Source organism: uncultured Pontibacter sp. (assembly GCF_947495565.1).
Taxonomy (GTDB): Bacteria; Bacteroidota; Bacteroidia; order Cytophagales; family Hymenobacteraceae; genus Pontibacter.
Window position 1 is genome coordinate 238,268 of record NZ_CANLZM010000003.1, and the last position, 13,285, is coordinate 251,552.

Genomic DNA, 13,285 nt, shown 5'->3' on the forward strand with positions numbered 1-13,285 from the left:
ATAGAACAAAGGAAAAATCAGTAGCAGGCATACTTTCATACTTGCTACTGATTTACATTTACTCCCCAAAAAATGGAGACTGCAACACGAAACCTTGTGCAGCTTACCGAAATGCTGCCGGAGCAATATCCGCAGGTAAAGGAAATTTACGAGCTGGGCATAGCCACCAACAACGCCACCCTGGAAACCAAAGCTCCTGAGTGGCAGGAGTGGGACAGCAAATACATGAAATGCTGCAGGTTGGTGGCGCTGGCAAATAACGGGCAAGTGGCCGGCTGGGCAGCACTTACTGCTGTGTCGGGTAGGTGCGTGTACAGCGGCGTGGCCGAAGACAGTGTTTACATTCATCCTGGCTACAAAGGGCAAGGCATTGGCAGGCTGTTGCTGCAAGTGCTGATAAAAGCGTCGGAGAGAGCGGGCATCTGGACTTTGCAGGCAGGCATCCTAAAAGAAAACGTAGCAAGTATAAAGCTGCACGAACAATGCGGTTTTAGGATGATAGGCCTGCGGGAGCGGCTGGGGCAATTGCAGGGCCAGTGGCGCGACATCTGCCTTATGGAAAGACGAAGTAAAATAGTAGGCATTTAAAGTATGGATAACTGCTGCATCAACCCTGCTTCCAACCTGCCGAAAGACAGCTGCGCTGCCGTAGCACCTGTTTTTATGGCGTACGAGGCCCAGCTAAGAGGTTTTGTACGGAAGCGTGTGCAGGATAAGGAAGCGGCTGACGACATACTGCAGCAGCTTTACCTGAAGCTGCATAAAAACTGTGAGCAGCTACAGGGGGTGCATAACCTTAAAGCCTGGCTGTACCAGATTACACGCAACACGGTGCATGATTTTTTCAGGGAGAATAAAACCCGGGAGCCGCTGAGGTTTGAAGAGGAACTGCCGGACCCCGAAGAAATGGCTGAACAAAACCGGCAGGCAGTGGAGGCGCTGGTGGAGCCGCTCATAAATCTGCTGCCCATCGAATATGCCGAGGCGCTGCGCCTAAGCGAACTGGAAGGCGTAAGCCAAAAGGAAATTGCGGAACGGCTGGGCATATCTCACTCCGGAGCTAAATCCAGGGTGCAGCGGGGGCGCGAAAAGCTGAAGCAACTTTTTCAGGAATGCTGCCACCTGGAGCTTAGCCGCGATGGCCAAGTGCTGGGCGCGGAGGTGAAAGCAAACTGCGCAGCACTGCACGAACCCCAAAGCTGCTGTGAGAAATAGAAAGTGCAAAGTATAAGTAATTGCAAAGTATAAATTCCTGAACCTGACCAGGCAGCAAGCGCCTCTTTATGGCTTTTTAAACAATCCAGAAGCTGTAAAATCAGAATTTATACCTTACCTGCACCTTCACATCTGATCTTCTTGGCCCTTCAATCAACTCCAATCCACTGCCAATAGCATCTTGGTTGCGGTAATGGGTGAGGCCGTATTTTACCCAAACATCCAAATCGCGGAAGGGGCGCAGTTGCAGCAACGTATAAAACCGGGTGCCTTTCCCGCTGAAGGCAGGTATAGAGAAAGCATACAGTACATCGCGCTCATAGGCATACTGGCGGGTGTCGTAACTGTCGGTGTCGAAGAGGGCGTAGCGGGTGCTCAGCCGGATCTTATCAAATGTAAAGTTAACATCCTGCGAGATAAAATACCCCGTCTGCTGCGGCGACTCCTGCTCATAGCTACTAAACTGCACCCGCGACTTTAGATTGATGGTTTTGGATGGGGATGTCTCAAAGTATAAAAGATAGTTCCGGCGCTCTGCCTGTGCCACATAATCTATGGCGGATGTGTTGCCGCTCCTGTTTCTGCCTTTACTCTCGTAACGCATTTGGGCATAGAGGCTGCTCTGGCGGTTGGGCCTGTAGTATAACCGCAGCAGGTATTCATCGCCCCGCGAGGGAGCATCAACCAAATAGCGCAGCCACGGAAACCTGAACCTGTCGTAGTAAGCGGTTATTTCCCATTTAGGCAGTGGCCTTATTTTGATGCCTGTATAAAACCCCTGCTCGTTTATAGTGCGGGTGCCTTCCCCGAAAGCGCTGCCGTAAAAAGTATGGAAATTGCGGGCGTAGTAGCGGTAAAGCATCGAAAGCTCCACTTTGTTAGACAGATTGGTGATAAAGCCATTGATGCTGCCGATGCCGCCACTTTTGCTCATAGCCGTTTCGCCGAAGAAGTAAACATTCTGCCAAGTATAACTATAGTTTGCCCCTACATTATAATTGTGCGTGCCGCTAAACTCAAAGCGTTGGTAAGGTGCCCCGGCTTTTTGGATGGATGAGCTGTAATGCGTGCCTAGTGCGGTAATACCGGCAGAAAAAGTTTTATCTGAAGATTGGTATTGCGCGCTGCTGCCGTAAACCTGCTCCCGCACGGCATCTTTGTTGGCAAGTTCGGTGGGCGTGCGATGGAAGCCGGTGGTTTGTATGCCGGAGAAAAACTGCTGCTCTGTCAGCAAGGTGTCGAGTTGCGCTTGCAGGTTGGCGTCTACCAGTTTGTTAGAGTAAAAAGCGGTCACATCCACTTTGCCCAAATCATAGGTAACCGCGCCGCCTCTCATGAAAGCATACTCCAGCACAGAACTGTAAGGCCTTATGCCTAAGTTTGGCCTGCTTACAGTGGTAATGGTTTCGCTGCCCTTGCCCACGCTGTAGCCCGAAGACAACAGCAGCCCCTGCCCAAATTGTAATTGGTAATCGCCGAGAGCAATCGTTTTGAACCGGCCTTTGTTGTAGAGCTGCAGGTGAGCGGTATAATAGTCGAAGCCGTAGCGGCGGGTGCTGGGGCTCCAGGCAAGCTGCTCACCGGCATCTTTCTCGGCAGTAACCCCGAAGCTATAATCTCTGGCGTGGCTGATGCGGTAGCGGAGGAAGAGTTTATTCGGAGAGCCAAGGTAGCGGGTGGTGGAGCGGCTGCTGGTATCCACAGAAGTATAACCCTGGCGCTCCTGTAGCGTGCGCTCATACCGAAGTATAAGTGCGTTGTTGTCTTCCCCGATCATACGTTGCCAAAGCGGCCGAGCGTCTGACTGCAGTCCTGCATCCTGCACGCGCACAAAAGGCAGCAGCCGGTAAATAGTTGCCTGGTCTAGCTCCGGCACAGCCTGTAGTTCATATATGCTCAGCAGCTCCCCGTTTTCCTGTAGATAATTAAAAAAAGAGGTGATCTGCAGGCGCGAAAGCAGGTAAAGCGAGGCAAGTTCTTCAGGTGTGGTGCGGTTGAGGTCTATGGGGCGTTGGTAGTACTGAAACAGGGTTTCGTAAAAGTCTTCGTAGCTGATGCTCTCGTCATCCTGCTCCGAAAACAGCTCCTGCACCAGCAGGTCGAGGTCTATGTTCTGGCGCGGATAGTCCTGTGCCTGTAGCGGCAACAGCCACAGCAAAACCAAGCAGCACAAGAGCAAGCTCCTTTTCATAGACAACTAAAAGTATAAATAATAGTATCAGAATATTCTCATACTTATTCTGTCCTATAAAGTTGAACCCGCACTTGCCCTATGGAAATCTTTCATATTTTTTCAGTCATACTTGTTATCTCTGCCATCTTCGCCTACATCAACCAGCAATACATAAAACTGCCCGGAGCCATCGCGCTACTGCTGGCGGGGCTGCTGCTGTCGCTGGCGGTGCAGGCGGTGGGGGCGTTATCGCCTCAGTTTGAGACACTGGTGGAAGAGCAGCTCATTGCCCTTAACTTTTCGGAAATCCTGCTGGAGTTTATGCTGAGCTTCCTGTTGTTTGCCGGTGCCCTGCACACTGACCTGGAGAAGCTGCGCGAAAGCAAATGGCCCATTCTGGTATTTGCCACTGTGGGTGTGTCCATCTCCACTGCCGTAACAGGCACCTTGTTTTACTACCTGATGATGTTGCTGGGGCAGCCGATAGATTACATATATTGTCTGCTGTTCGGGGCGCTCATCTCGCCCACCGACCCAATTGCCGTGCTAGGTATCCTGAAAAAAGCCGAAATCCCGAAATCGTTGGAGGTAAGTATAACCGGCGAGTCGCTTTTTAACGATGGGGTAGGCGTAGTGGTGTTTATCTCTCTTTTTCAGATTGCGCAAATGGGCATCGGAAATATAGAAGGCTCGTTTATAGCGGAGTTGTTTATCATGGAAGTAGGTGGCGGCATCGGGCTTGGCCTGCTGATCGGCTACATTGCCTTTCACTTCATGCGCCGCATAGACCATTACCAAACCGAGGTAATTATTTCGCTGGCCGTGGTGATGGGTGGTTACAGTATCGCGCAGATCTTTCACTTTTCAGGGCCATTGGCCATGGTAGCTGCAGGCCTGCTTATCGGCAACCAAGGCACCAAGCTGGCTATGAGCGAGCAGACAGCCGATTACCTGACAAAGTTTTGGGAGATGGTGGATGAGGTGATGAATGCGGTTCTCTTCGTGCTTATTGGGTTGGAACTGATGGTGGTGGAGTTTAGGTGGGAGTACGCGGTGATTGGTGTCGTAACCACCGGACTTGTACTGGCGGTGCGCTATATGGCGCTGGCTGTGCCGAGTTATACGCTGGGCCTGCATCGTACATTTGCCCCTGGTGCTCTGTCCATTATGACCTGGGGAGGTCTTCGCGGCGGTATTTCTATTGCGCTGGCGCTCTCGCTAACACCAGATATGTTTCGGGACGAAATTGTGGCTATCACCTACACCGTGGTTTTATTATCGCTGGTAGTGCAGGGCCTTACCATAGAACCTTTCATTAAGCGGGTTTCGCACAGGATACAGGTATAGCGGGAAGAACTGCTATTCATCGGCGTTTAAAGTATAAGCTACAGAAAGGTGGTGGCTGTTGCCAATGGCTGAGTAGGAGCCGAAGGCATAATCTACCTGCAGCTGCCTTGCCTTAAAGCCGGCACCAAAGCTAAGGCTGTTGGCAAGGGTGCTGAAGCCGCTGCGAAGTATAAGTTTCTCCTGTAGCAGCGCATAGGCAGCGACTGCCTTAAAATCTGCGTTATGGTCCAGGTTCTTTTCTGTTTCGGCGGCAAGCAGTAGCCGGGAGGTTGGGCGATAGGAGAGCCCTGCTTTCATGGTAGTGGGCAGGCGTTCGTCTTCAAAAGAAGCTAACCGGGCTTGGTTAACGTTATAGGCAAAAGCTCCAAAGTATAAATCTGGCACCACTTCGCCCTGCACTCCCCCTGAAAGTGCCACTACTTTCTGGCTGCCATACTCCTGCACCCTCATTTGCCACACATCCGCCTTGGCTCCCAAGCTAAACTGCCCTAGTTTATGCGCTACTCCAATGCCTACGTGCTGCTGGCTGAAAAGCGCATCCCCAAACCGGCTCACGCTAAAGCCATAAGTGCCGTACTGCTGCGTAGGGTAAACAGCCTGCAGTGCAACCGTTGTAAAGCCACTCTCCCCAAACCTGTTCTCTGCATAAACACCAACTGCCGGAGCTTTTAAACCAGCTATCCCGGCAGTGTTGTTGCTCATCGCCCATACATCCGAGGTGGTGACCGAAGCGTTGCCCATGCCTGCCGCGCGAGCCCCAAAATTGCACAGCTGCTGCGCCTTAGTCTCTTGCTGCCATAGAAGCATTAGTAAGAAAAGTACAAGTATAAAACTGTGTTTCATGTAACAAGTTTTGAAAGATAACTACTCTGTAATAGCACAATAAATACTTTATCATAGATTAAAATATTTGATTATAGTGCTTTAAAAGTGGTTTTTCTCTTTACGGAAGTATATGGCAAATGATGTGATTTGTATAGAAATATATGTATTATTTTGACCATAACACCGGCTAAAGATTTTGGTATGTTAACACTATTTTTAAGACAGTTAGTATGTATTTATTTAAAAATTGTATTATTTAAATGGAGTAGAAGAGGGGGATGCACGTAAATAAGCAGTAATACTATGTTTAACAGCTAAAAACGTGCTTATGAAAAAGGTTCTACTACTTAGTCTAATGCTGGCTTTGCTATTGCCACTTTTAGGCTATTCACAACAGGCCAGAACTATAACGGGAAGAGTAACTGATCAGGAAACAGGTCAGGCATTGCCCGGAGTGGCAGTGATTGTGAAAGGAACAACTGTTGGTGCCACAACCGGAGCAAATGGTGAATATTCCGTAAGTGTGCCCGCTACCGGCGAAGTGCTGGTGTTCAGATACATTGGATATACCGAGGTGGAGCGAAAAATTGGCAATGCCAGTACAATTGATGTAAGCCTTGGCTTAGACACCAAGCAGCTAGGCGAGGTTGTGGTAACGGCTTTTGGTATAGAGCGGGAAGAAAAAGCCCTCAGCTATTCTGTACAGCAGTTGGAGGGGGAAACCGTCTCAAAAGCCGGTCAGCCAAATGTAACGAATGCCATTCAGGGTAAAGTAGCCGGTGTAATTGTACGGCAATCCAGTGGCTTGCCTGGTGCGTCTTCAACTATCACTGTGCGTGGCAACAGATCTTTCTCTGGAAATAACCAGCCACTGTATGTAGTGGATGGTATGCCAATCGAAAGTAACGCGCCTGCTCAGTTAGGCGGCTCAGGGCCAGGTACTGGTGGTGTAAGTGGTGCGGATGCATCAGCCCGTGCCCTGGATATCAACCCAAACGATATAGAGTCGATATCGGTGCTGAAAGGTGGTGCGGCAGCTGCCCTGTACGGCCTGCGCGCATCCAACGGAGTGGTTATCATTACAACAAAGAAAGGTAAAGGTTTAGCCGATAAAAAAGGAGCAACGGTAACTTTTAACACAGACTATACTTTTGATAGGGTATCTCGCTTGCCAGATTTGCAAAGCACTTACTCCCAAGGCAGCGGCGGGCAGTACAACCCTAATACCTCTCTCTCCTGGGGAGTACCTATAAGCGAGTTAGGAACCATAACAGACCAGTTGGGCAATGAACGCCCAGGCAATATAGTGTTTGATAACGTTGACCCGTTCTTTGAAACAGGCCATACCTGGAATACAGCTCTGAACGTAGCCAACAGCGGTGAACTCGGAAACTATGCCATAGGCTTTAGCTATACAGACCAGGAAGGGATAGTGCCTACAACAGGCATGCAACGCTATACAGGTAAAGTAGCCGGCGACTTCAACGTGCATGAGAAGGTAACATTAGGCCTATCTGCCAACTACTCTGATATTGATATTGATAAAATTCCGGGTGGTAGTAACTTGTCTAACCCGTTGTTCACGCTATACGCCGCCCCCAGAACCTTCGATCTCTGGGGTCTTCCTTTCGCCTTTCCAGATGATCCGTACAGGCAGCTAAACTATCGCAGCGCTATCGACAACCCCAGATGGTCTTTGGCAAACAATGAGTTTACCGAGCAGACTCGCCGCTTTATCGGTAGTAGCAACGTTACCTACCGGCCACTCGACTGGATGAGTGTTAACTACAGGCTAGGCATAGATCATTTTATTACCAACGGTAAAGAAGTGTACGAACTGGGTTCAGGCGCTACAGGCGGTAGAACAAACCCGCCGTCTGGTGGCCAGATAACAGACTATGCAATAGATCAGAATCAGATTAACTCTAACATATCTGTAAACTTTAACCGAGATGTAACTGAAGATCTTAACTTGAACCTGCTGCTGGGCAATGAGGTGTATGATATCAGGAGCCGACGAATTTTTAATATTGGTAACGGTATTCCAATAGGTGGTTTTAGAAACATTGCCAGTACAACATCTCAGCTCACCAACGAAGTAATCAGCAGAAGAAGGGTTGCCGGCTTTTACGCTAGTCTGGAAGCAGGTTTCCGAGATTACCTGTTCCTGAATGCAACAGCCAGACAAGATTATGTTTCTAACCTGCCTCGTGACAACCGTAGTTTCTTCTATCCATCTGTGGGTGTAGGCTTTGCGTTTACGGATGCTTTTGACTTAGGCATGAACTGGTTGAGCTTTGGTAAAGTAAGAGCATCTTATGCAGAGGTTGGTGCCGCCCCAGATGATCCGTACCAGACCCGGAACATATTCGTAGGCGGCGGGTCCGGTTCAGGTTTTCTGTCTGATGGTATAGTGTTTCCGTTCAACGGGCTTAACGCTTACTCTTTGAGCGATATCATTAGAACTGACCAGCTGAGGCCGCAGAATACCAAAACATTCGAGGTTGGCGGTGACTTCCGCTTTCTGGAGAATCGCATTAATATAGATTATACTTACTATGTTCAAACTACTGAAGACCAGATATTTCAGGTTCCTTTAGCGCCATCTGCAGGTTTTACAAGTGAGATCAGAAACGCAGGAGAGCTGGAAACAAAAGGCCATGAACTGGTGGTAACGCTGGTGCCGCTCAGAAGCACAGATTTTCAGTGGGAGATTATCACAAACTTCTCTTCTTACGAGAACGAGGTAAAAGAGCTGGCAGAGGGAGTAGAGAACATTTTCCTGGGTGGCTTCGTGACTCCAAATATCCGCGCACAGGCTGGAGCTGCTTATCCTATCATATTCGGAACATCGTTTGTGCGCGATGATAATGGTAACGTGGTGGTAGATAGCCGCGAGACAATAGAGGGTGAGGCCAACCCATACTACGGTATGCCGCTTCAGGGCCCTGCTGCTCCTATTGGTAATGTGCAGCCTGACTTTGAGATGACCTTTACCAACAACTTTACCTATAAAGGATTAAACCTATCGGCCCAGTTAGACTGGCGGAAGGGAGGTAACGCCTACGCCGGTAACACCCGTCTGCTGAAGCTATACGGTATGGCCGAGGTTACAGAAGACCGCACTACGGAGACTGTTTACCCAGGGTCTAAAGGCTTTGTTGATGAGAACGGAAACCTGGTGGTAGAGGGCACAAATGACATCCCGATTTTACAGAGCCAGACCTTCTGGAGTGATGCAATGGATGCCATAGATGAATCGAATGTATATTCCACAACTTTTGTGCGGCTTAGAGAGGTAACCTTAGGTTATACTATCCCGGCATCTTTAGTGGAGCGTACTCCTTTCAGTGCTGCCAGTGTGTTCTTTACAGGCCGTAACCTATTCCTGATTACCGATTATCCTAATTTTGACCCTGAGACAAGCGTAGGCGGCTCTGGTAACTTCCAGGGGCTGGAATATGTTTCGCTGCCTCAGACAAGGAGCTTCGGAGCTGGCATTAAAGTAACTTTTTAACCGTAAGACACGAGAAATATGAAAACGTATAAGTTTCTATCCTATATACTCGCGCTTGGGCTCCTGCTTACTGTTAGCTCCTGCGACGAAGACACACTAGATGAGATTGACACCAACCCCAATAGCCCCACAGATGTGCCCTTAAACCTGTTACTGCCTCAGGCAGAGACAGACGTGGCCTTTGCGGTGGCTAATACAGATGTAGCCTGGTATTCTTCCGTATTTGTGCAGCATACTGCCGGTGTACATGCCCAGTTACAGCAGGCAGACAGGCGCGCCAGCTTAAATGATGCGACGCTGGTAAACAATACCTGGACAACTATTTATGCCGGAACGCTGCCAGATCTCAACCTGATTATAGAGAAAGGCTCTGCAGGTGGGGATCAGGAAGGGTTCTTGATACACGTGGGCATTGCCAAAATATTGAAGGCGTTTACCATAGCTATTGCAACTGATACCTGGGGGCGGGTACCATATTCTGAGATAGGACAGGGCGCAGAGCAAAGGCAACCTGTTTTTGATGAGCAACAGCAAATTTACAACAATATACAAATGCTGCTGGATGAAGCAATAGCAGACCTTGCCGCTGGCGGTCCAAACCCGGGTGCCAGAGATTTGATTTACGGCGGTGCTACTGTACCGGCACAAAGTATTGTAGATAGCTGGACAAGGGCAGCCTGGTCGTTAAAGGCAAGATACTATAACCGGCTAAGCAACATTAACCCAACTGAGTCTGCCCAGCAGGCGCTGGCTGCTGCAGAAAACGGTTTTAGCAGTTCGGCCCAAAATATGAATTTTGCTGTCTTTACATCTGATGCCACTGGCCAGAATCCTTGGTTTCAGGAGGCTGCAGACCGGCAGCACCTGGCGGTAAGTCAGCGTTTTGTACAAACGCTGCAAGGCCTAAGTGACCCCAGGTTAGACGTGTTGGTTGCTCCGGCGCCTAGCACTGGCGAGATTACAGGAGCGCCTAACGGCACGCAGGATAATGACCAGGCAAGTGTGCTGTTCTCTGACCCGACGGATTTTGTTCTGAATGCCACTGCTCCTGTACCATTGATGACTTATGATGAGCTTAAGTTTATAGAAGCCGAGGCGCATCTTCGGTTAGGCCAACAGGTAGAGGCTGTTGCAGCTTTCAGAGAGGCTGTGTTGGCAGCTATGCAACGTCAGGCTAGCCTGTCTGGTACAGCAGCGGAAGCGTATGTTGCTCAGATTGTAGCGGATGGCCTGAGTCTGCAGGATATTATTCAGCAGAAGTGGATTTCCTTCTTCCTTTATCAGCCAATTGAAGCGTTTGCTGACTATAGACGAACTGATTTGCCAGAGCTACCGCACCCAATCAGCCGCGCTCCGCTTAGATTCCCATATCCGCAGAGCGAAATTGATGCTAATGCGGGCAATGTGCCAAATGTGCAGCTGACAGACGGTGTATGGTGGGATGACGGTACCGAAGATTAACTTATAGGTTTAAGAAAAGAAGGCTGCTGAAACTAAATTTAGCAGCCTTCTTTTATACTTAAATTTTACTGCACACTCAGCTCATCTACCAGCAGCCAGGTTTTTTGTCCTGCCGATGGATACTGCTCTGGGCTGATGCCTACATTGCGGGCAGTAATTTTTACATAACGGGCTTTAGTAGCCGGAATTTCGGCGGTAACGGCTTTGCGCAAAATGCCTTCTTCGTTTCCAACTTCTGTGCTGTTAATCACTTTTATGGTTTTATAGTTCTTGCCATCCTCAGACACGGCATACGCTACCTGCGCCGGCAGAAAGACACGGTAGCCGATGTGCTGAAAGTAGGAGCTGCTGATCTTGCTGATAGGCTGCACCTGTTTCAGGTCTATAACGGCTTCCATATCGTTGCCTAAATAGCCGAGCCATTGGCCATCGTAGTGGTCGGTGGTGCCGTGCAAGCCATTTACAAGTATACCTGTGCCCGGCGAGAAGCTTTTATGCGGTGCTGCGGCCAGTGTTACATTCTGGTTGAGCGCCTTGTTAGCATCAAATGTACTGGTTGTAACCTGCCCGACTAACTGCCCATCTACAAACGAGCCTGCTTTTATCAGTGCTGCTTTATCTAGTTTAAAAGATTTGCTATACTTCTGAGATTGTGCGGTTGGCTCTGATCCGTCCAGGGTATAGTAAATGTCTGCCCCGGCAGCGTCTGTAGCGAACGTTACAGTAGCAGATTTGTGTTTCGGGTTCAGTTCTATTTTCTGGCGCACCTGGTAGGCACTTTTGGAGTAGTTTACGCCCATGGCTTCGTAGCGCTGGTACTGCTGCTGCATGCGTTGCTTAAAGTTATCCCAGTTCTTTAGCTTGGCTGGTGTCCAGAGTACTTCTGAGAGCGCGGCAATGCGCGGAAAAATCATGTACTCCACATGGCTTTGTGTCGGGATATACTCTGTCCAGACATTGGCTTGGGCACCCAGTATATACTTTTGCTCATCTGGCGTGAGTTCAGCGGGTGTTGGCTCAAAATCATATACTTTGGAGAGTGGGCTGTAGCCGTGTATGGCAGTTGGTTCTAGTGTGCGGTCGCCTTGGTAATGGTCGAAATATACATGCGTGCCCGGCGTCATCACCACATAATGCTTTTCTTTGGCCGCCGCAATGCCGCCTTTGGTGCCTCGCCAGCTCATAACGGCTGCGTTTGGAGCCAGGCCTCCTTCCAGAATTTCATCCCAGCCTATTATCTGGCGGCCTTTGGCGTTTACGAATTTCTCCATGCGCTGCACAAAGTAGCTCTGCAGTTCGTGCTCATCTTTCAGTTTTTCATCTGCAATTCGCTGTTGGCATTTATCGCATACTTTCCAGCGGTCTTTGGGGCTCTCATCGCCGCCTATGTGGATATACTTGCTCGGAAAAAGGTCCATCACCTCCGTCAGCACATCCTCCAGAAAAGTAAATGTTTGCTCGTTTCCGGCGCAGAACACATCTTTAAAAATGCCCCATTTAGTTTCCACATGAAACGGCCCGCCAGTGCAGGAAAGCTCCGGGTAAGAAGCCAGCGCAGCTACGGCATGGCCGGGCATTTCAATCTCGGGTACTACGGTTATATACCGCTCCTGTGCATACTTCACCACCTCCTTTATCTCCTCCTGGGTGTAAAAACCGCCGTGTCGTTCTTTCTTGTAGGTCTGTGGCAGATCCCAGTAGTGGCCCTCAAGCGTACTGTCGCGCCAGGCGCTGGTTTGGGTAAGTTTTGGGTATTTTTTAATCTCGATGCGCCATCCCTGGTCGTCTGTCAGGTGCCAGTGCAAGGTGTTCATCTTATGCATGGCCAGGTAGTCGATGTACTGCTTCACAAACTCCACCGGCTGAAAATGACGCACAACATCTAAGTGCATGCCGCGCCATTGGTAGCGAGGTTTGTCAGCTATACTTACAGCGGCTATGGCAACAGGCGCTTTGGTTGGCTGCGCAGGCAATAGCTGTCTTATAGTTTGGCTGCCCCAGTAAAGGCCGTTTAGTTGGTTAGCGGCAAGTATGATTTTGTCTGGTGTTACCTCCAATGTATAGCCTTCGTTGCCCAACGTGTCGGGGGTAGAGGAGAGGCTGAGGTGGATGATGTTCTTCGCTCTTTTGGAGGGATTTTTCTGTACCACCTGTGGCTGTATGCCTGTCGCTGTTTTTATACTTTGCACCAGCTTATCAGCTATACTTTGCAGCTCCTCGTTTTTTGCCGGCACATAAATGCGGGTGTCAGCGGTAAGTATAAATTCACCTTTTTGGAGTGTCAGGTGCTGTGGCTTCGGTATAATGGAGGTGTTGTTGGCTTGTTGGGCAAACGTGCAGCTGGCGCTAAGGAGCAACACCAGGCAAAGCAGCAGGGGTAAGGTTCTTCTGAAGTTCATGAAACGTGGTAGTGGTGTTTAGACATCAAGAATAAGCATTATTTGATAGAAATGCCAGAAGTTAAAAGTTGATGTGCTTCTATAGCTGCTGGTGTTTTATGCAGTTTGATATAAGATATACTTGCTAGCTGCTGAAGTATGCAACTAGAGGCAGGTTACACTTTCTAGCTGCCGTTCATCCACGGCCATACAAGCAGCTCGTTTCACCTCCAGCTTGGCTCGCTCCAGCCCGCGAGGGTTCGTCCTCGAGCATCGCGCTGTATTCCCTCCTGCCTCCGCTGCGCTGCGGCTGCCCTTGGCGGGCACCGGATCTCACAAGGCGCTCAACCCAAGGACTGGGAATTATTT

At 49.5% G+C, this 13,285-nt stretch carries 8 protein-coding genes; 5 read left to right on the top strand and 3 right to left on the bottom strand.

The features are described 5' to 3' along the window. Nucleotides 1-72: 72 nt before the first annotated feature. On the top strand, nucleotides 73-588 hold the full coding sequence (locus Q1B04_RS05705; RefSeq protein ID WP_299756658.1) for a GNAT family N-acetyltransferase: 516 nt from the start codon (nucleotides 73-75) through the stop codon (nucleotides 586-588). A 3-nt stretch (nucleotides 589-591) separates the two neighbouring features. Next, the gene (sigZ, locus tag Q1B04_RS05710) at nucleotides 592-1,215 is read left to right on the top strand and encodes an RNA polymerase sigma factor SigZ (RefSeq protein ID WP_299756660.1); all 624 of its coding nucleotides are present in this window, start codon (nucleotides 592-594) and stop codon (nucleotides 1,213-1,215) included. Between the two features lie 100 nt (nucleotides 1,216-1,315). Here sigZ and Q1B04_RS05715 read toward each other — a convergent pair whose 3' ends face one another. Further along, complete coding sequence (locus Q1B04_RS05715; protein ID WP_299756662.1) at nucleotides 1,316-3,406, bottom strand: helix-hairpin-helix domain-containing protein; 2,091 nt, start codon at nucleotides 3,404-3,406, stop codon at nucleotides 1,316-1,318. An 81-nt stretch (nucleotides 3,407-3,487) separates the two neighbouring features. On the opposite strand from Q1B04_RS05715, the gene Q1B04_RS05720 reads away from it, so the two are divergent. Next, nucleotides 3,488-4,735: a sodium:proton antiporter gene (locus Q1B04_RS05720; protein WP_299756665.1), complete on the top strand. Its 1,248-nt coding sequence runs from the start codon at nucleotides 3,488-3,490 to the stop codon at nucleotides 4,733-4,735. A gap of 12 nt (nucleotides 4,736-4,747) precedes the next feature. Here the strand turns inward: Q1B04_RS05720 and Q1B04_RS05725 are convergent, their stop codons facing one another. After that, nucleotides 4,748-5,578: a hypothetical protein gene (locus tag Q1B04_RS05725; RefSeq protein ID WP_299756668.1), complete on the bottom strand. Its 831-nt coding sequence runs from the start codon at nucleotides 5,576-5,578 to the stop codon at nucleotides 4,748-4,750. Between the two features lie 310 nt (nucleotides 5,579-5,888). Between Q1B04_RS05725 and Q1B04_RS05730 the strand changes: the two genes are divergently transcribed. Together Q1B04_RS05730 and Q1B04_RS05735 are read left to right on the top strand one after the other, a co-directional pair. Then, nucleotides 5,889-9,077, top strand: coding sequence for a SusC/RagA family TonB-linked outer membrane protein (locus tag Q1B04_RS05730; protein ID WP_299756670.1), 3,189 nt, complete (start codon nucleotides 5,889-5,891; stop codon nucleotides 9,075-9,077). Between the two features lie 18 nt (nucleotides 9,078-9,095). After that, nucleotides 9,096-10,538, top strand: a complete 1,443-nt coding sequence (locus Q1B04_RS05735) for a SusD/RagB family nutrient-binding outer membrane lipoprotein (RefSeq protein ID WP_299756672.1) — start codon at nucleotides 9,096-9,098, stop codon at nucleotides 10,536-10,538. A gap of 65 nt (nucleotides 10,539-10,603) precedes the next feature. On the opposite strand, the gene Q1B04_RS05740 is transcribed toward Q1B04_RS05735, so the two are convergent. After that, nucleotides 10,604-12,937, bottom strand: a complete 2,334-nt coding sequence (locus Q1B04_RS05740) for a family 20 glycosylhydrolase (RefSeq protein ID WP_299756675.1) — start codon at nucleotides 12,935-12,937, stop codon at nucleotides 10,604-10,606. Nucleotides 12,938-13,285 lie beyond the last annotated feature (348 nt).